The organism is Bradyrhizobium sp. LLZ17 (assembly GCF_041200145.1).
Classification (GTDB): Bacteria; Pseudomonadota; Alphaproteobacteria; order Rhizobiales; family Xanthobacteraceae; genus Bradyrhizobium.
The window spans coordinates 6,449,283-6,466,024 of the sequence record NZ_CP165734.1 but is presented as its reverse complement, the minus strand read 5'-3'; the positions used below and the strand labels follow the sequence as shown (position 1 = coordinate 6,466,024).

The following is a 16,742-nucleotide window of genomic DNA, read 5'->3' as shown; positions in this document are numbered from 1 at the left end:
CGTCATTCATCGCAAAATTCTTTTGTTCGGATGTCACAACATGTCTTTCAGGCCGAAAGTCATCGGAATGGTCTTCCAGCTCTCGTATTGCTGCTTGGGCATGAACGAATAGACCTGGCACTGCACGATGGCGCGCTTGGCGCTCTCCGCCACCGCCTGCGCGATCGAACGCGACGGTCCTCTGACCGCGACGACGATGGGCTCGGACGCCAGCGATCCGTCGATCTTCATGGGAATGTCGATATCCGCCTCGTATTGATCGGCGTCCTGCCCGTTATAGGTGGGCGTGAAGCAGCGCTTCACCGCGCCCTGGAATGCGCCGCGCCAGGTCGCGACGTTATTGGCGGCAGTGCCGGTCGCCGATCCCAGCGAAGCAGACGCATTCAGCGCTCCCCCCGTGAGCTCGTGCCGCGTCGGATCGCGCTTGTCGAGCTCGCGGGCGATCTGCGCGGGATCGAAGGTGCGCTCCTTGGGCTTCGGCTGCTGCTGCGGCTGCACCTCCGCAACCTTGGGCTCACGCGGCTTGGGCGGCGGCTTCTTGGTCTCGAGTTTCTTCTGAAGCTCGGCGATCGGATCTTCCTTGGCCGGGTCAGGCTTCTTTTCCTGCGGCTTCGGCTCTTCTTTGGGCTTGGCCTCGGCGACGGGCTTCGGCGGCTCCGGCTTCTTCTCGACCGGCTTCTCGACCGGTTTTGGCGGCGGCTCGGGCGTCGACGTCGTCTTGATCAGCTCTTTCTTCTCGGTGACCTTGCCGACGGCGTCTTCCTCGGGCTTGGCCTCGGCGACCCTTTCGACCTTGGGCTTCAGCTCTTCCTTTTTGCCGGTCTTCTGTCCCGCCATCATCTTCGCGAGCTGATCGGAGGAGATGATGTCGATCGGAAGCGACTCTTCCGCCGGCACGAAAGCCCTGCTGCTAAAGGTGAACAAGCCCCACCCCAGCACGAGGATGTGGAGGGCGATCGACGCAACGAGTGTCTTGTCGACGTTCACCTTCACCGGTCTAGGACCCCTGATCCGCTTCCGTGACGAGCGCCAGCTTCTTGAAGCCCGCGCCGGACAGGAGGCCCATCACCTTGGCCACCGTGCCGTAATCCGCCTTCTTGTCGGCGCGCAGATAGATGCGCTCCTCGAGCCCGCCGCGCGCGTCCGTGATCGCCTTCAGCTTCGGGATCAGTTCGTTGACCGCGATCTCGGCATCGTTGATGAACACCTTGCCCTTGATGTCGACGGACATCTGGATCGGCTTCTGGTCGTTCTGCTCGAGGCTCTTGGCCTGGGTCTGCGGCAGGTCGAGCGGCACGCCGACCGTGAGCAGCGGCGCCGACACCATGAAGATGATGAGCAGCACCAGCATCACGTCGACCATCGGCGTGACATTGATCTCGGCCATGACCGGCTTGCGCCGGCTGCGGCGGCCGCCGCCTCCGGACGAACTCGCGACGTTCATGCCCATGGTCTGCTGCCCAAATTGCCCGTCACATTATACATGCCGTCATACATGCCGTCCGTCAGCCCCGCTCGTCGATCTGACGGGACAGGATGGCTGAAAATTCGTCGGCGAAGCCCTCGAGCCGCTGGGCCTGCCGGTTCACCTCGGAGGTGAACTTGTTGTAGAAAATAGTGGCAGGAATGGCGGCGATAAGGCCGACCGCGGTCGCAAACAGCGCTTCCGCGATGCCGGGCGCCACCACCGCCAGAGAGGTATTTTTCGACGCCGCGATCGACTGGAAGCTCGACATGATACCCCAAACCGTACCGAACAGGCCGACAAACGGGCCGGCGGAACCGACGGTCGCAAGCACCAGCAGCCGGCGTTCCAGCCGCTCGACCTCGCGCGAAATCGAGACGTTCATCACCTTGTCGATGCGCATCTGCAACCCCGCGACCGAACGCGCATGGCTCTCGAACGAGCGTTTCCACTCGCGCATCGCGGCCACAAAACAGGCTGCCATGGAATGCGTCGGCTTGGCCGACAGCGTGCGATAGAGGTCCTCGATCGACTCGCCGGACCAGAACGCCTGCTCGAAGCGGTCCATCGAGCGGCGGGTGCGGGCAAACAGGAAGATCTTGTCGATGGCGATCGCCCAGACCCAGACCGAGCAGGACAGAAGTCCCAGCATCACCGCTTTCACGATCCAGTGAGCCTGCCAGAACAGCGCGATCAGCGACACGTCGGCGGAAGCGGCAACCGGAAGGGCGGACTGAGCCACATCGGCCGGATTCATAAGCAGTATCCTCTCAAGGCGATCGTTATCCAACGTCCCCGGCAGCCAATCGCTGCCGGTTCCCCAACAGCCGCGCCAACCGGCGCAGCCGGCAAGCCCGCTCAAAGCTTGGTCTTTCTGGGGTGCAAGGCTGGTCCAAAGCCGGCCGCCTGCATTCCCTGCCAAGATGTCAAAACTAAGGGCCTCGACCCCCGGGCCTTGACCGCGGGCTTTGGGCGCGATTGTCCGCAATTACCAGAGCCCGGCGTTGGTTAATACGCGGTTACCGGGATCGAATTCGGGTGGGAGAAGGGCAGGCAGAGTAGGCGGTTGGGGCCTGCGTGCACCGCGGTTGCTCACTGCGGGCCAAAGGAACCAGCCCGTGCACCGGCGATTGTCCGGAAAATCACTTTCGGCGAGGTTTTGCCATGACCATCAACCCCAAGACGACCGCCGCCATCGGCGAGCACCCGCTCCACCCGATGCTGATCCCGTTTCCCGTCGCCTTCCTGGTCGCCGCGCCCATTGCGGATCTGGCCTTCATTGGAACCGGCGACGGTTTCTGGGCCAGAGCCGCGATCTGGCTGATCGGCGCCGGCATTGTCATGGCGCTCGCGGCCGCCGTGGCCGGCTTTACCGACTTCTTCAGCGAGCCCCGCATTCGCGACCTCGATGATGCCTGGTACCACATGATCGGCAATCTTGCGGCCGTCGTGCTGGCCCTCATCAACTTCTATCTTCGCTATGCGCAAGGTGCGGAAGCCGCGATCAAGCCGTGGGGCGTGGTGCTCTCGCTGATCGTCGTCGGCATCCTCCTGTTCACGGGATGGAAGGGCTGGGAGATGGTCTACCGGCATCACGTTGCCGTCGTGGACGCGCCGGGCCAGACCAGTTCGGAGCCGGTCGCGCCGCATCATGGCGGCGAGAACCGTCGGCGCGCGGCTTGAGCGAGCGGGACGTCAGCGGCAGAACCGCGGCTACCCGCTACCACTTCTCCTTCGAGGTCCGTACATCGAGCTCGAATGACCAGGCGCGCTCGGGCTGGCGGTAGAGGAAGGCGAAGGCGTCGACGATACCCTCGATGCTGATCAAACTGTCCTCCCGGCCTGCCGCATCGGGAAAGCGCGAAAAGATCTTGTCGCCGCCAATCGCGCCGTCAACCACGACGTGGCCGACATGGATGCCGTCCGCCGCGTATTCCTTCGCCATGGCTTGCGCCAGCGTGCGCAGGCCCGCCTTCGCTGAGTTGAAGGCGCCGTAGCCCGGCCGTCCGCGCAGCGAGGCGCTGGCGCCGGTGAAAATCAGCGTGCCAGCCTTCTTCGGCGCCATGCGGCGCACCGCCTCGCGGCCGAACAGGAACCCTCCGAAGCAGACCACGCGCCAGGCCGTCTCGAAATAGTCGGCTTCCATCTCGATGATTTTCCCGGCGTATTGTTGCCGGCATTGTAGACGGCGAGATCGAGGCTCTCGCCGGCGGCGTCGAACAGCGCCGCGATGTCGCCCTCTTTGGTGGCGTCCGCAACGAAGGGAACGGCCGCGCCACCTGCGGTCGCGATGTCATCCGCAACGGCCTGCAACGCGGAGAGCGTCCGGCCTGCGACGATCACCTTCAGCCCCTCGGCGGCAAAGCGCTTGCAGAGCTGCGCACCGAGCCCGCGGTCCGGCCCGACGCCGATCACGATTGCCGTCTTCATCGCACGCTCCGGAGATAATTATATGATGGATATCATGCCACAGAGAGAGCTTGGGGGCAATTGACCAAGCGCGCGGGATTGCCGACCGCGATGCGGCCGTCAGGCATTGCCGTGACGCCGTACCGCAGGTCCCGTGAGACTACGAGCTTGCATGCCAGTCGTGTGCAACCATATACTTGGTCGAGTTTCGGCCAAGGGTGTGTCGGCCAACGACATCTCAGCCGACGACGAGGGCTAGCTGCAGATTGCCACGATGGGCACGTCGACCCCGACAATCTGCATGCCCTGTGAGCGGCGACCAACTCCGCCACACTGCTTGACCAGGGATGTACCCTCAAAACATCTCGTTCAAGACCCGCGGTGGTCCGCCACCGCCGGGATTTTCGCATGCGGGACGCGTTCGGCGCGTCCGCGCAAATTCCACACCCGCCTGATCCAAGGTCACGCTGAGCATGTCGCCCAACGCCCCCGCCGACGACCACCACGACGACATCATGTATCCCTCCGCCCTGCCGTTCCTGCTGGTCCATATCAGCTGCATCGCGGCGATCTGGACGGGAATCACCTGGCAGGCAGTCGCGATCTGCCTGTCACTGTACGTCGTGCGGATGTTTGCCATCGGCGCCGGATACCATCGCTATTTCTCGCATCGGGCGTTTGCGACCGGGCGGGTCTTCCAGTTCATCCTGGCCTGCCTCGCCCAGAGCAGCGCGCAGAAGAGCGTTTTGTGGTGGGCGGCCAAGCATCGACACCATCACCTGCATTCCGACACCGAAATCGACGTGCATTCGCCGCGTCACCGCGGCTTTCTGTACAGCCATGTCGGCTGGATCTTTCACCGGCAGCACGATGCGACCGATCTGGTGAAAGTCGGCGATCTCGCGCGCTATCCGGAGTTGATGTGGCTGCATCGGCTGGAGCTCCTGCCGGCCGCTGCACTCGGAGCGCTGTGTTTCGTGGTTGCGGGCTGGTCCGGCCTGGTGGTCGGCTTCCTGTGGAGCACGGTGCTGCTGTATCACGCGACCTTCTGCATCAACTCCCTCGCCCATGTGCACGGGCGCAAGCGCTACGTGACCGGCGACGATTCCCGCAACAACTGGCTGCTGGCCTTGTTCACCCTGGGTGAGGGCTGGCACAACAATCACCATGCCTATCAGAGCAGCGTGCGACAGGGCTTTCGCTGGTGGGAAATCGACGTGACCTATTACGTCCTGAAGGCCCTGTCCTGGACCGGCGTGGTCTGGAACATGAAGATACCGCCCGAACAGGTGCTGCGCAACGAGCAGCCGCTCGCCTCGCGGGTGATCAACCGCGCCGCGCGCGAACTGGCCGGACGGTTCGATGCACAGATGCTGGCGGATGCGATCTCATCGGCACGGCGACGCGCCGATCTGGCCCAATTGCAATGGCCGACCTTGCAGGAGATCCTCAATCGCGCCCACGAAGGCGTCGACGCGCTGACGCATCTGCATCTGCCGACAATACCGACCCGCGAGGAGTTTCTGGCCGAGGCCAAGGCGATGTTCGCGCGGACCCGATCGCTCAACGAGATCGTGGACCACGCCTATGAGCATTTCCTGACGTCGGTTCGCACGCGGCTCGCAACCGCGATCTGAAGATCGCGGCTGCCAGCCGCGGTCACGCAAAAACCAAACCGCCCGCCTGCGGGGTACGCAAGCGGGCGGCTCTGGCCATCAGGACTTTTGGGGGCGTGCGCCTGACGGCTTGAGAGATGCCTAGCTCAGGCTTAGCCTTTGCGGATCAACCCTGCGGCTGATCGCTCGGCGGCGGGGTCGGACGCGTCGTATGCTGGGCCATGAACTGGTCGAACTCTTCCTTGTCCTTGGCGTGGCGCAGACGGTCGAGGAAGTTCTTGAACTCGACCTGCTCCTCCTCGAGCCGCTGCAGCGTCTCGGTGCGATACTCGTCGAAGGCGCGGTTGCCGCTCGAGGGCGGACCAAAGCCAAAGCCGAAGCCACGGCGCTCCATGCGACCGCGCATGCGGTCCATCTTGTACTGCATCCGCTCCATCTTGTTCTGCCAGCGATCTTGGTGACTCCAGCAACCCATTTTTCTGCTCCCGAGTGTGAAAAAGAGAAGGGCAAGTCCGATCGGCCACCAGATGACAAAGCCGAGGACGGTCACGGCTATCCAGCCGGGATGCCAAGGCGTATCGAGCATGTGGGGGCGCTCATAGTGTTGGTCCGAAGGGCCGCGCCATCGATTGACATCAGCGGTGTAGGCCATTTCCCTCTCCATGACGGCATCAGCGCCGTTGTGAATGTAAATAACATTTACATAGCTAGACCATCCCGGGATTTTGTCAAGCTGGCCGCCCAACAGGCCGGCCGAATTATTTGCGCAATTTTATTTCGGCTTGCCCCAAGGACCGGCGGGAGGACCGCCAGAACCGGAGGAGGCCTCCGGAGGCACCGGCGGCGGCTCGGCGCTTTTCGCCGCCGAACGGCGGTCGGTCGGGAAGCCGAGTCCGCGCAGATAGATCAGCACCTCGGCCTCTAGCAGCTCATCCGGCGACATCGGCAGTTTGCGCCGCGCGGCGTCGCCACGCGAGAACAGCGAGGCCACGCCATGCGCCATCGACCAGATGTGCAGCGCCATCATCATCGCCGGCGGCCGCGGCGCGCCTGGCGGTGCGAGCGCCGCGAGCCGCTCGGCCGCGGCGCGAATGACATTGAAAGCACGCTCGCTGGCGGCCTGGAGCGCCGGATTGGCATCGACCGGCAGGCCCGATCTGAACATCGCGTTGTAGAAAGCGGGCTCGTCGCGGGCGAAGGCGAGATAGGCTCGGCCGACGCGCTCGAACGCCGTGACGGTATCCGGGCGCCCGTCGTCCCAAGCCGCGGTCAGCCGCGCCTCGAACTGCTCGAAACCGCGCTGCGCGATCGAGGACAGCAGCTCTTCGCGATCGCGAAAATGCCGGTAAGGCGCCGCCGCGCTGACGCCGGCCATGCGCGCCGCGTCGGCAAAGGTGAAGCCGGCCGCGCCCTTCTCGGCGATCAGCCCGAGAGCGGCCTGCAACAGGGCTTCCTTCAGATTGCCGTGGTGATAGCCGCGCTCGGCGCGGCGCTCTTCCTTGCGCCAGCTCATGTGAACGGCTTTAACATGAGCCGGCGGTGAAGGTCACTAGCGCGGGCGGGATTTGATGAACCCGTATGTCCCGCAACCCCGGGGCGGTGCCTGAAGCCCTAGCTGCCCGGGATCGGCAGCACCGGCATGATCTCGACGCGTTCGCCGGGGAAAATCGCGAAGTGCGGATGGTTCTCGAACATCTTCGCCGCGGCCTCGTGTGAGGCGGCGCGGACCACGGTGAAGGCGCCCATCTCGTTGGCGATGTCGGCGACACCCTGGCCATCAACCCTCTTGGTCTTGCCGAGCGGGCCGCCCATGGCCTGGATCGCGCCCTGGTGCTTCTCGACCCAGGCTTTCCAGGCGGCCATGCCCTCCATTTCCTTTGCCTTGCGCTCCGCTTCCGACATGGCATTCCACGCGGCCATTTTCGCGCTCGTCTTGCTACCGAGGAAAACGGCGAGATAGGTATCGGTGCTCATCAGTTCGCTCCCATGGTTGACGGATTGACGAAAGCCGCGAGGCCGCGGCCGTGTTTGTTATTTCCTCTTCAAGTCCCCAAAGCCGGCGGCAACCTCCTGCACTTCCGGCGAAAAGTCGGCCATCTCCTGCACCTGCCGGATCTCGATGACCTCGTTGGCCGATGCCGGGCACTTCTTCGCCCAGGCAATCGCCTCCGCGCGCGAGGCGACGTCGATCATCCAATATCCGCCCAGGACTTCCTTGGCTTCGGTGAAGGGGCCGTCCGTGACAACAGGCACGCCGTTCGCAAACGTGACCCGCGCGCCCGTCGAGGGCGGGTGCAGGCCGTCCAGCGTGATCAGCACGCCGGCCTCGCTGAGCGCCTCGTTGTAACGCATCATCGCGGCGACGCGCTCGGGATCGAGTTGCACGTCCGCCGGTGCGGTCTCGTAACCGAGCGGGATCATCAGCATCATGAATCGCATGGAAGTCTCTTGCTGTTAAAAACGTTCGGATCGTTCCTCGCTTGTAAGACGAATGGCATTCCAAGGAACCGACAGGCGCGCGAAATTTATTTGCAGTCTCACGCCGAGGCTTGGGTTCCCCCGAGCAGGAGCAATCCGACATAGGCCGCCTCAGATACGTGGTCCCCCATTTGTGATCCCTTGCGCGTCACTGGCTAAACTGTCATGCCGCAGGCCCGAGCAATGGACCGCGCCATGACCTCCTCTCCCGCCAAAGTCGCCCTCGTGACCGGAGCCGCACGCGGTATCGGGCTTGCGACCGCGAAGAAATTCCTGGCCGAAGGCTGGCGCGTCGCGCTGCTCGATATCGAGGGCGAATTGCTCGGCCGCGCATCGGCCGAACTCGGTCAAAGCGAGGCGACGCTGGCGCTGACCTGCGACGTCTCCGACGCGGCCGCGGTCGGTGCCGCGATGACGGCGATCGAGCGGCGTTTCGGCCGGCTCGATGCGCTGGTCAACAATGCCGGGATTGCCGTGTTCGCGCCCCTGATGGAGACCGCCGAGGCCGACTGGCGCCGCGTGATCGAGGTCAACCTCACCGGCCCGTTCCTCTGCACCAAGGCCGCGGTGCCGTTGATGCGCGACAACAATGGCGGCGCCATCGTCAACATCACCTCGATCTCGGCGGTGCGCGCCTCGACGCTCCGCTCGGCCTACGGGACCAGCAAGGCCGGGCTCGCGCACCTGACGAAACAGCTCGCGGTGGAGCTCGCATCGCTCAACATCCGCGTCAATGCCGTGGCACCAGGGCCGGTCGACACCGCCATGGCGAAGCAGGTGCACACGCCGGAAATCCGCGCCGACTATCACGACGCCATCCCGCTCAACCGCTACGGCCTGGAAGCGGAACTCGCGGAGGCGATCTACTTTCTATGCTCAGGAAGCGCGAGCTATATCACCGGCCAAATTTTGGCCGTTGATGGCGGCTTCGATGCTGCGGGTATCGGTCTGCCGACGCTGCGGGGCCAGCGGCGCAACGGTTAGGAGTGCTGCATGCAATGCCCCGCGTTCGTCACGATGATCACGCTGGCGACTGCGCTGTTCAGCTCCACGCCCGCGTCCGCCGAGGTCCGCATCATCCAGAGTCCGGGCGGACAGGTCGGACCGTTCCTTGATTTGTTCGAGAAGGTGCGCGATAGCGGCGAACGCGTCGTGATCGACGGGCCGTGCCTGTCCGCCTGCACGCTGGTGCTAAGCATCGTGCCGGGCGAGCGCATCTGCGTCACCCGGCGCGCCGTGCTTGGCTTCCATGCGGCGCGCTCGCTCGACCGGCGCGGACGCTTCTATGCCGAACCCGAGGCCTCCGACGCCGTGCTGCAAGCCTATCCCGGTCCGGTGCGCGACTGGATCAGCCGGCGCGGCGGCCTGACATCGCGCTTGCTTTTGCTCAGAGGCCGCGACCTCGCTGCCATCTATCCGCGCTGTCGATGACGATTCGAGGACTGGGGCCTCGGAACTTTCGTGCTAGCCGCGCGGCTGTTCTTCTAAAAGAAAACAGCCTGCATGATTGGCGCCAGCTTGATGCTGGCGCAGATCAGCATTCCCCAGAGAGCAAGATTAATTTGTAGCGCCGCCGCCATCGGTCGCTCCCTTCCAAGTCACGTCCACCCAAGATTGTATCTTTTGTGGTAATAGAATAAGCGATTCTGAGGTGGATTTTACAGCCTAATATTTCGCCAATTGTTGTGCGATGCGATGAGCGTCGCAATCCAAGTTCCCGGCATCGGTGCCGGGGACGGCACCATCGCGATTCGACGCGACGCCCTCTCCGTAAATTAGAAAGAGAGCGTCGCGGCTCAACGCTTTACTCGGGCGATCACGCCCGTCCTCACATCCCTTCCGCCGGGCAGTTCACCATCCAGGGGATGCCGAACTTGTCGACGCACATGCCAAATCCCTTGGCCCAGAAAGTCTTGCTGAAGGGCATGGTGACGGTGCCGCCATCGGCGAGCGCGTTGAACTTGCGCTCGGCATCGGCGACCTCGGTGATCGTCAACGAAATCGAAAACCCCTGCGGCTTCTCAACATGTTCCGGCGGCGCATCGGACGCCATCAGCACGCTGCCGTCCGGCAGCGACATCCGCGCATGCATGATCATGTTCTCGCGGCCGGGCGAGGGCCGCATGTCCGGCGGCCCCTCGGAGGCACGCATTATCATCTCGATCTTGCCACCGAGAACCTTGGCATAGAAGTTGAACGCAGCTTCGCAGGTGTCCTGATAGAACAGATAGGGATTGAGCATCGTTTCTCTCCTTGTCGTAGAGCTTTTTACTTCTCCGTGAGCTTCTTGAGGCTGGTGAGACCGGCCTCAAAATCCTTGCCGATCATTCTGTCCATGTTGACAAAGACCTGCATCAGCTTGGACAGGAACGGGGCCGGACCGTACATCGCCCACGTGACCAGTGTTGCATCGCCTTGCGGCACAAAGGTGAACTCGGCGATGTTGTGGCCCTCGAAGGGACGCTCGAAATCGAGCTTGATGCGCAGTTTCGACGGCGTGCTCGCCTCGAGGATCTCCATCTGGCCGGCACCGACATTGTTGTTGCCGTCCCAGGCATAGGTCGCGCCCTTTCCCAGCGTGGTTCCGCCGAAGCTGCGCTTCATGGCGGGGTCGCGACCCTCGTAGGGCGACCAGCTGGTCCAGAAGTGGAAATCCGCCACGACCGGATAGATGGCGTCGGCCGGCGCCTTCACGGCGAGCGAGCGCTCGACGCGAAATTTGTCCGGCTTGGTCAGCGCGAAGACGACGACGGCGGCGATCCCGGCCGTGAGCACGACGGTGACGATGGCAACAGCTTTCAGCATCAATGGCTCCCTGGACACGGGCCTAGGACGAAGCGGATTGCGTAAGTCCGACACGTCTGCACGAATTTTTTCGCCGTGGCCGGGGTGACGCCGTGGCAACAGGGACGCCCTATGTCGCCTTCGCACCTTTCCGGGTGTTGCCGTTGCCATCCTTCGGCTGGCTATCCCGGATCAGGCGATCGATGTGCATGCGGATGTGGGCGGCCTCCGCCGACGTATTGGCCAGCGCGATGGCGCGATCGAAGGCGACGCGCGCTTCGTCATTGCGCCCGAGCTGCATCAGGAAGGCGCCGCGCACGCCGTAGAAATGGAAATAGTTGGCGAGTTTTGGCGCCAGAGGCTCGATCAGATCGAGCGCCGCCTGCGGCCCGCGCACCTTGGACACCGCGACCGCGCGGTTAAGCGTCACCACCGGCGAGGGCTGCATCAGCTCCAGCGCGCCGTAGAGCAGGTCGATCTGGGACCAGTCGGTCTCCTCCGGCGTTGCGGCGCGCGCATGCAGCGCGGCGATCGCGGCTTGGATCTGATAGGGTCCGCTGCGGTGGTGACGCATCGCCTTGTCGATCAGCGCCAGCCCCTCCGCGATCATGGTGCCGTTCCATAGCGAGCGGTCCTGGTCATCCAGCAGAATGAGCGAGCCGTCCTCGGCAAACCGCGCTGCGCTGCGTGCATGCTGCAACAGCAGCAGCGCCGCCAGTCCCATGATCTCCGGCTCGCTCTGGAACAGCCGCAGCAACAGCCGCGCCAGCCGGATCGCCTCCTCGCACAGCGGCTTTCTGATTTCGGCGGTGTCGCCGCTGGCCGAATAGCCCTCGTTGAAGATCAAATAGATCATCGCCGCGACGCCGGCGAGCCGCTCCGAGCGCTCGACCGCGCCGGGCGTCTCGAACGGCACGCCGGCATCCGCGACCCTCGCCTTGGCGCGGGTAATGCGCTGCTCCATCGCCGCGTCCGAGACCAGGAAGGCCCGCGCGATCTGCTTCACGGTCAGGCCGGAGACGATGCGGAGCGCGAGCGCGATCTGCTGCGTCGCCGGCAGCTGCGGATGGCAGCAGATGAACATCAGCCGCAAGATATCGTCGCGATAATGCGAGCCGTCGAGGCGTTCGGCAAGCGCGCCCTCGGCGTCGTCGAGGTCGGAGATCGCCTGATCGTCCTCCGGCAACGGCTGCTGCTTGCGGGTGCGGCGCACCTCGTCGATCGCGACGTTGCGGCCGACCATGATCAGCCAGGCCGCGGGATCGCGCGGCGGCCCGTTCTGCGGCCAGGTTTTCAGCGCGCGCAAGGACGCGTTCTGGAAGGCTTCCTCGGCGGTATCGAGATCGCGGAAATAACGGAGCAGCGCGCCGACCGCCTGAGGTCGCGCCGACGTCAGCGCGGTCTCGATCCAGCCGGTATCAGCTTCGCTCACGTCAGATTTCCTCCGGGCCTGAACACGCCCACGGGGCGCACCTCATAGGCGCCCCCGGGATTGGCCGCGCCGAGGTCGCGCGCGACATCGAGCGCCTCGTCAAGGTTCTTGCAATCGACGATGTAGAAGCCGAGCAACTGCTCCTTGGTCTCGGCATAGGGGCCGTCTATGACCAGCGGCGGCTCCTCCTTGCGCAGCGTCGCGGCTGCCGTGGTCGGCAACAGCCGCGCCACCGGGCCGAGCCGACCCTCCCTGGTGAGCTTGTCCTGCACCACGGCGAGCTTCTTCATCACCGCGTCGTCCTGGTCCTTGCTCCAGGAGCCGACGAAGTCCTCGTCATGATAGCAAAGGATCGCATAAAGCATGGGCAGCACCTTCTCCGAACACTTGTTTTGAAGACGATCCAATATGCCCCGGCCCGACAGGGCTGCGGAAAAAATTTGCAAGAAAAAACCGGTGGATCGTGCCAAGGAGAGCCCTGAAACGGAACCCGACGAGGCGCTTCGAATGAGCAAAGGCACACTGGCCGTCCTGATCAACAGCACGCAGCAGAACTGGCTGCCGGAGCGTTGGAAGGCCCGGTTCGAGGCAGTCTGCGGCGACCGCGGCGTGGTGCTGCTGCCCGATGCCGGGCTCGATCCGGCGGAGGTGCACTATGCCGCGGTGTGGAAGCCGGTGCCGGGCGATCTCAAGGCATTCCCGAACTTGCGCGCGATCTTCAATCTCGGCGCCGGCGTCGATGCGCTGATGGCGGATAACAGCCTGCCCGACGTGCCGCTGGTCCGCGTCGCCGTGCCCGATCTCACCAACCGCATGACCGAATATGTCGTGCTGCACGTCTTGATGCACCACCGTCAGGAGCTTTATCTGCGGCAGTCGCAGCGCGAGAAGCTCTGGGCGCCAAGGTATCAGTGGCCGGCGAGCGCGGTCACGGTCGGCGTCATGGGGTTGGGCACGCTCGGCGCCGATGCGGCCGATGTGTTGCGGCGGCTCGGCTTCCGTGTCACCGGCTGGAGCCGCAGCCCGCGCACGATCGAGGGCGTCGAATGCTTCCATGGCGCGGCGCAGATCGACGCGTTCCTGGGCGCGACCGACATCCTGGTCGCCCTGTTGCCGCTGACGCCGGACACGCACGGCATCCTCAATCGCGACGTTTTTACCAAGCTCAACCGCAACAGCCCGCTCGGCGCGCCCGTGCTGATCAATGCCGGCCGCGGCGGCCTCCAGAACGAAGCCGATATTCTGGCCTGCCTCGACGACGGCACGCTCGGCGCCGCCTCGCTCGACGTCTTCGTAGAGGAACCGCAGCCAAAGGACAGCCGGTTCTGGAGCCACCCCGAAGGTGCTGCTGACGCCGCACAACGCTGCCGACACCGACGCGGATGCGATCTCGGCCTACGTCGCCGAGCAGATCGCGCGGTTCGAGGCGGACGGCGCGCTGGAGAATGTGGTGGACCGGGGAAGAGGGTATTAGGGCTCGCCGGCACTACACATTCGATGTCGTCCCGGCGAAGGCCGGGACCCATAACCACGGGGTGTAGTTTGGCGGAGAATCGCAGTTCGGTACTGCGACCGACCACTATCGATAGATGCCACGGTATGGGTCCCGGCCTTCGCCGGGACGACACCGACGTTTTGGCCAATAGCTAGGACGGCTCGAACACCCCGTTCCCACTCCCCGTTCACCCTCTCTTAGCGAGAAGTTGATAGTCGTTCTTAACCAATGCTCAAAGAACGAGTCGGACATGCGGACGACGCTTGGCCTCAGGATGCGGATCACGGTTGCGCTGGCGGTCACCGCGGCGGCGACCGCCCTGTTTGCCGTGCTTGGGGCGATGTGGATCATCGCGGGGATCATCGACCGCGCCGACCAGCGCGAGCTGCGCAGCCATTATGATGCGCTGCTGTCGCGGATTTCGGAAGAGTCCCACCGCGCCGCCGCCATGAGCGCGGTGGTGGCCGCAATGCCGGCGACGCAGGAGGCGATGGCCAAGCAGGATCGCAGCTCCCTGGTCGGACTGTTCGGGCCGGTGTTTGCCGCGACCAAGTCGGAATACGGCGTCGAGCAGTTCCAGTTCCATACGCCGCCCGCGACCTCCTTCCTACGCGTGCACCAGCCCGCCAAATTCGGCGACGACCTCTCCAGTTTCCGCAAGACTGTTGTCGACGCCAACCAGGAGCACAGGGTCGTGGTCGGCCTCGAGGGCGGCCTCGCAGGGCTTGGCATCCGCGGCGTGGTGCCCATCGCGCAAGCCGGCAAGCATCTCGGTTCGGTGGAGTTCGGCCTGACCTTCGGCCAGTCCTTCCTCGACGACTTCAGGGCCAGTCGCCACGTCGACATCGCCTTCCATCTCGCCGACGGCGGCGGCTTCAAGCTGTTCGGCGGCACGCTCAAGGGCAAGAGCTTCTTCGATGCGGCTGATTACGGCCGCGCCACCGGGGGCAGCTTCACGGTGCGGCAAGCGAAGCTCGACGGCGCGCCGGTTGCGGCGCTGCTCGGGCCGATCAGGGATTTCTCCGGCAAGCCGCTGGGCGCCGTCGAACTGGTAATGGACAACGCCGATTACGAAGCGTCCGCCGATCGCGCCTGGATCTTGGCGATGGGAATTGCCGCTCTCGGCCTGATCCTCGCAGCGATCGTCGGCTATCTCATCGCCCGCAGCATCTCGCGGCCGATCCTGTCGATCACGACCGCCATGCGCGAGCTTGCGAACGGACGGCTCGAGGTCGTGATCCCCGCCAGCAAGGCGGATGACGAGGTCGGCGCGATGGCGAAGGCGGTTGCGGTGTTCCGCGACAACGCGCTGAACTTCAGCAAGCTTCAGGCCGAACAGGCCGACGCCAAGGCGCAGTCCAGATCGGAGAAGCGCCGTGCGTTTGCCGCGCTCGCCGACAATTTCGAGGCCAGCATCCGCGACGTCGTCACCACCGTGTCGGCAGCCGCGGTCGAGATGGAGCACACCGCGCGCTCGATGTCGGCCATCGTCGAGCAGTCACGGCAGCAGACCCGCACGGTGTCGTCGGCCTCGGCACTCGCCTCGGAGAACGTGCAGACGGTGGCGGCCGCTGCCGAAGAGCTGTCCTCGTCGATGACCGAGATCAGCCGGCGGCTTGCCCATGCGACCGAAGTGGTCGGCAAGGCCGCGAGCGACGGACGCCAGTCGAATGCGCGCGTGCAGAGCCTGGCCGAGGCAGCCCAGAAGATCGGCGACGTGGTCTCCTTCATCAGCGGCATCGCGGGGCAAACCAATTTGCTGGCGCTCAATGCCACCATCGAAGCGGCGCGCGCGGGCGAGGCCGGCCGCGGCTTCGCGATCGTCGCCTCCGAGGTCAAGGCGCTGGCAACCCAGACCGCAAAGGCCACCGAGGAGATCGGCGCGCAGGTGACGGCCGTGCAGGGCGAGACCAGTGGCGCCGTGGAAGGCATCCAGTCGATCTGCGCGACGATCCAGCAGGTCGACGAAATCTCGGCGGCGATCGCGGCCGCGGTCGGCCAGCAAGGCACGGCGACCCAGGAGATCGCGCAGAACGTCCAGCAGGCCGCGGCCCGCACCGGCGAAGTCTCGCAGAACATCGCCGGTGTCACCGACGGCATCGCCGCCACGGGCACGGCGGCCGAGGAAGTGCTGGGTTCCGCGGTCGAGCTGTCCAGGCAGTCGCAACGGCTGCGCGACGAGGTGGACCGCTTCCTCGCACATATCCGCGCGGCATAACGGTACGTGATCGCGCTGCTAACGTATGTCGTCCCGGCGAAGGCCGGGACCCATACCGCTGATGCCGCGATGGTCTTCGGTACGAGGAGCTTGAACCCTCAACTGAGACTCTTGGCCAAACTACTCCCTGTGGTTATGGGTCCCGGCCTTCGCCGGGACGACTCGACCGTTAGCGCCAGCTCCCACCATCAGATCAATCGCCCCGGTCACGATTGCCTCCAGTTCCTTCCGCGGCACTCGGACGCGGGAACGGACGGCGATCGAGTGCACTGTTGCCGAAGCGAGTTGCGCCAGCACGGCGGGGTCGGCGCTATCCGGCAATTCGCCCTTTTCCTTGGCGCGGCGGAAGCAACTGGCGAAAGCCTTGTCGAGTTCGGACAGGCCGTCCAGCACCATGGCGCGGATATCGGGATCACCCACGGCTTCAGAGGCCGCGGTGACCACCGTGAAGCAGCCGCGCGGTCCGGTTTCGCCGGAAAGATAGATGTTCAGCGCGGACGCGAAAATGCGTTCCAGGCGCTGGCGCAGCGGCATCTCCTCGCGAAAGATCTCGCGCATCGAGGCGCGCGCGTCATCGCGGTAGCGCTGGTAGCTCTTGATGTAGAGCTCGCGCTTATCGCCAAAGGCGCCGTAGAGGCTCGGCCGGTTCATGCCGGTCGCTTCGCTGAGATCGTCGAGCGAGGTGGCGGCAAAACCCTGGGTGCGGAACAGATCGAGCGCCTTGCGGAGCGCGACGTCGGGTTCGTAGGCACGCGGGCGGCCGCGGCGCTTCGGCTGCTCGGATGCCGCTGCAGGCGGTCCCTTTGATTTTTGTACCATCTCGCAATTAATCCTTGACCCTCGAT

The 16,742-nt window shown here is 64.6% G+C and carries 17 protein-coding genes and 2 pseudogenes; 6 read left to right on the top strand and 13 right to left on the bottom strand.

Annotation, left to right across the window (positions count from 1 at the left end):
• Positions 1-33 precede the first annotated feature (33 nt).
• From AB8Z38_RS31070 to tolQ, 3 genes are read right to left on the bottom strand one after another with little or no spacing between them, the layout of a single operon-like run.
• Positions 34-993 (bottom strand): protein TolA, encoded by a 960-nt coding sequence (locus tag AB8Z38_RS31070; protein WP_369721425.1) that lies wholly within the window; start codon positions 991-993, stop codon positions 34-36.
• Positions 994-997: 4 nt separating this feature from the next.
• A complete protein-coding gene (tolR, locus tag AB8Z38_RS31065; protein WP_369721424.1) occupies positions 998-1,450 on the bottom strand; it encodes a protein TolR in 453 nt (150 codons plus the stop codon).
• Between the two features lie 55 nt (positions 1,451-1,505).
• Positions 1,506-2,222: a protein TolQ gene (gene tolQ / locus AB8Z38_RS31060; RefSeq protein WP_369721423.1), complete on the bottom strand. Its 717-nt coding sequence runs from the start codon at positions 2,220-2,222 to the stop codon at positions 1,506-1,508.
• Between the two features lie 407 nt (positions 2,223-2,629).
• On the opposite strand from tolQ, the gene AB8Z38_RS31055 reads away from it, so the two are divergent.
• Complete coding sequence (locus AB8Z38_RS31055) at positions 2,630-3,148, top strand: DUF2231 domain-containing protein (RefSeq protein WP_369721422.1); 519 nt, start codon at positions 2,630-2,632, stop codon at positions 3,146-3,148.
• Positions 3,149-3,185: 37 nt separating this feature from the next.
• Here the strand turns inward: AB8Z38_RS31055 and AB8Z38_RS31050 are convergent.
• Positions 3,186-3,895: pseudogene (locus AB8Z38_RS31050) on the bottom strand (SDR family NAD(P)-dependent oxidoreductase).
• A gap of 452 nt (positions 3,896-4,347) precedes the next feature.
• Here AB8Z38_RS31050 and AB8Z38_RS31045 point away from each other — a divergent pair.
• The gene (locus AB8Z38_RS31045; protein ID WP_369721421.1) at positions 4,348-5,511 is read left to right on the top strand and encodes an acyl-CoA desaturase; all 1,164 of its coding nucleotides are present in this window, start codon (positions 4,348-4,350) and stop codon (positions 5,509-5,511) included.
• A 145-nt stretch (positions 5,512-5,656) separates the two neighbouring features.
• Here the strand turns inward: AB8Z38_RS31045 and AB8Z38_RS31040 are convergent, their stop codons facing one another.
• The 4 genes from AB8Z38_RS31040 to AB8Z38_RS31025 all read right to left on the bottom strand — a co-directional run bounded on the left by AB8Z38_RS31040 (position 5,657) and on the right by AB8Z38_RS31025 (position 7,929).
• The gene (locus AB8Z38_RS31040) at positions 5,657-6,142 is read right to left on the bottom strand and encodes a DUF2852 domain-containing protein (RefSeq protein WP_369726650.1); all 486 of its coding nucleotides are present in this window, start codon (positions 6,140-6,142) and stop codon (positions 5,657-5,659) included.
• A gap of 120 nt (positions 6,143-6,262) precedes the next feature.
• Entirely contained in the window at positions 6,263-7,003 is a 741-nt protein-coding gene (locus AB8Z38_RS31035) for a TetR/AcrR family transcriptional regulator (RefSeq protein ID WP_369721420.1), read from the bottom strand.
• A 98-nt stretch (positions 7,004-7,101) separates the two neighbouring features.
• Positions 7,102-7,464, bottom strand: a complete 363-nt coding sequence (locus AB8Z38_RS31030; RefSeq protein WP_369721419.1) for a hypothetical protein — start codon at positions 7,462-7,464, stop codon at positions 7,102-7,104.
• Positions 7,465-7,521: 57 nt separating this feature from the next.
• Positions 7,522-7,929 carry a YciI family protein gene (locus AB8Z38_RS31025; protein WP_369721418.1) on the bottom strand — a complete coding sequence of 136 codons (408 nt, stop codon included), beginning with the start codon at positions 7,927-7,929 and terminating at the stop codon, positions 7,522-7,524.
• A gap of 234 nt (positions 7,930-8,163) precedes the next feature.
• Between AB8Z38_RS31025 and AB8Z38_RS31020 the strand changes: the two genes are divergently transcribed.
• Positions 8,164-8,952, top strand: a complete 789-nt coding sequence (locus AB8Z38_RS31020) for an SDR family NAD(P)-dependent oxidoreductase (RefSeq protein WP_369721417.1) — start codon at positions 8,164-8,166, stop codon at positions 8,950-8,952.
• A gap of 33 nt (positions 8,953-8,985) precedes the next feature.
• Positions 8,986-9,399 carry a hypothetical protein gene (locus tag AB8Z38_RS31015; RefSeq protein WP_369726649.1) on the top strand — a complete coding sequence of 138 codons (414 nt, stop codon included), beginning with the start codon at positions 8,986-8,988 and terminating at the stop codon, positions 9,397-9,399.
• A 397-nt stretch (positions 9,400-9,796) separates the two neighbouring features.
• Here AB8Z38_RS31015 and AB8Z38_RS31010 read toward each other — a convergent pair whose 3' ends face one another.
• The 4 genes from AB8Z38_RS31010 to AB8Z38_RS30995 all read right to left on the bottom strand — a co-directional run bounded on the left by AB8Z38_RS31010 (position 9,797) and on the right by AB8Z38_RS30995 (position 12,549).
• Positions 9,797-10,210: a VOC family protein gene (locus tag AB8Z38_RS31010; RefSeq protein WP_369721416.1), complete on the bottom strand. Its 414-nt coding sequence runs from the start codon at positions 10,208-10,210 to the stop codon at positions 9,797-9,799.
• Between the two features lie 26 nt (positions 10,211-10,236).
• Entirely contained in the window at positions 10,237-10,773 is a 537-nt protein-coding gene (locus tag AB8Z38_RS31005) for an SRPBCC family protein (protein ID WP_369721415.1), read from the bottom strand.
• A gap of 109 nt (positions 10,774-10,882) precedes the next feature.
• Positions 10,883-12,184 carry an RNA polymerase sigma factor gene (locus AB8Z38_RS31000; RefSeq protein ID WP_369721414.1) on the bottom strand — a complete coding sequence of 434 codons (1,302 nt, stop codon included), beginning with the start codon at positions 12,182-12,184 and terminating at the stop codon, positions 10,883-10,885.
• The gene (locus AB8Z38_RS30995; protein WP_369721413.1) at positions 12,181-12,549 is read right to left on the bottom strand and encodes a YciI family protein; all 369 of its coding nucleotides are present in this window, start codon (positions 12,547-12,549) and stop codon (positions 12,181-12,183) included. Before AB8Z38_RS30995 ends, AB8Z38_RS31000 begins: the two co-directional genes overlap by 4 nt.
• 142 nt (positions 12,550-12,691) lie before the next feature.
• On the opposite strand from AB8Z38_RS30995, the pseudogene AB8Z38_RS30990 reads away from it, so the two are divergent.
• A pseudogene (locus AB8Z38_RS30990) lies at positions 12,692-13,658 on the top strand (2-hydroxyacid dehydrogenase).
• 271 nt (positions 13,659-13,929) lie between these two features.
• Positions 13,930-15,897: a cache domain-containing protein gene (locus AB8Z38_RS30985; RefSeq protein ID WP_369721412.1), complete on the top strand. Its 1,968-nt coding sequence runs from the start codon at positions 13,930-13,932 to the stop codon at positions 15,895-15,897.
• 120 nt (positions 15,898-16,017) lie between these two features.
• Here AB8Z38_RS30985 and AB8Z38_RS30980 read toward each other — a convergent pair whose 3' ends face one another.
• A complete protein-coding gene (locus AB8Z38_RS30980; protein ID WP_369721411.1) occupies positions 16,018-16,716 on the bottom strand; it encodes a TetR/AcrR family transcriptional regulator in 699 nt (232 codons plus the stop codon).
• Positions 16,717-16,742: the final 26 nt, after the last annotated feature.

What these genes read in the sequence shown, in the direction of transcription:
- AB8Z38_RS31035 (WP_369721420.1), bottom strand. Translation starts at nt 7,003, where the DNA reads ATGAGCTGGCGCAAGGAAGAGCGCCGCGCCGAGCGCGGCTATCACCAC.
- AB8Z38_RS31030 (WP_369721419.1), bottom strand. Translation starts at nt 7,464, where the DNA reads ATGAGCACCGATACCTATCTCGCCGTTTTCCTCGGTAGCAAGACGAGC.
- AB8Z38_RS31020 (WP_369721417.1), top strand. Translation starts at nt 8,164, where the DNA reads ATGACCTCCTCTCCCGCCAAAGTCGCCCTCGTGACCGGAGCCGCACGC.
- tolR (WP_369721424.1), bottom strand. Translation starts at nt 1,450, where the DNA reads ATGGGCATGAACGTCGCGAGTTCGTCCGGAGGCGGCGGCCGCCGCAGC.
- tolQ (WP_369721423.1), bottom strand. Translation starts at nt 2,222, where the DNA reads ATGAATCCGGCCGATGTGGCTCAGTCCGCCCTTCCGGTTGCCGCTTCC.
- AB8Z38_RS31040 (WP_369726650.1), bottom strand. Translation starts at nt 6,142, where the DNA reads ATGGCCTACACCGCTGATGTCAATCGATGGCGCGGCCCTTCGGACCAA.
- AB8Z38_RS30985 (WP_369721412.1), top strand. Translation starts at nt 13,930, where the DNA reads ATGCGGACGACGCTTGGCCTCAGGATGCGGATCACGGTTGCGCTGGCG.
- AB8Z38_RS31025 (WP_369721418.1), bottom strand. Translation starts at nt 7,929, where the DNA reads ATGCGATTCATGATGCTGATGATCCCGCTCGGTTACGAGACCGCACCG.
- AB8Z38_RS31045 (WP_369721421.1), top strand. Translation starts at nt 4,348, where the DNA reads ATGTCGCCCAACGCCCCCGCCGACGACCACCACGACGACATCATGTAT.
- AB8Z38_RS30980 (WP_369721411.1), bottom strand. Translation starts at nt 16,716, where the DNA reads ATGGTACAAAAATCAAAGGGACCGCCTGCAGCGGCATCCGAGCAGCCG.
- AB8Z38_RS30995 (WP_369721413.1), bottom strand. Translation starts at nt 12,549, where the DNA reads ATGCTTTATGCGATCCTTTGCTATCATGACGAGGACTTCGTCGGCTCC.
- AB8Z38_RS31010 (WP_369721416.1), bottom strand. Translation starts at nt 10,210, where the DNA reads ATGCTCAATCCCTATCTGTTCTATCAGGACACCTGCGAAGCTGCGTTC.
- AB8Z38_RS31055 (WP_369721422.1), top strand. Translation starts at nt 2,630, where the DNA reads ATGACCATCAACCCCAAGACGACCGCCGCCATCGGCGAGCACCCGCTC.
- AB8Z38_RS31015 (WP_369726649.1), top strand. Translation starts at nt 8,986, where the DNA reads ATGATCACGCTGGCGACTGCGCTGTTCAGCTCCACGCCCGCGTCCGCC.
- AB8Z38_RS31005 (WP_369721415.1), bottom strand. Translation starts at nt 10,773, where the DNA reads ATGCTGAAAGCTGTTGCCATCGTCACCGTCGTGCTCACGGCCGGGATC.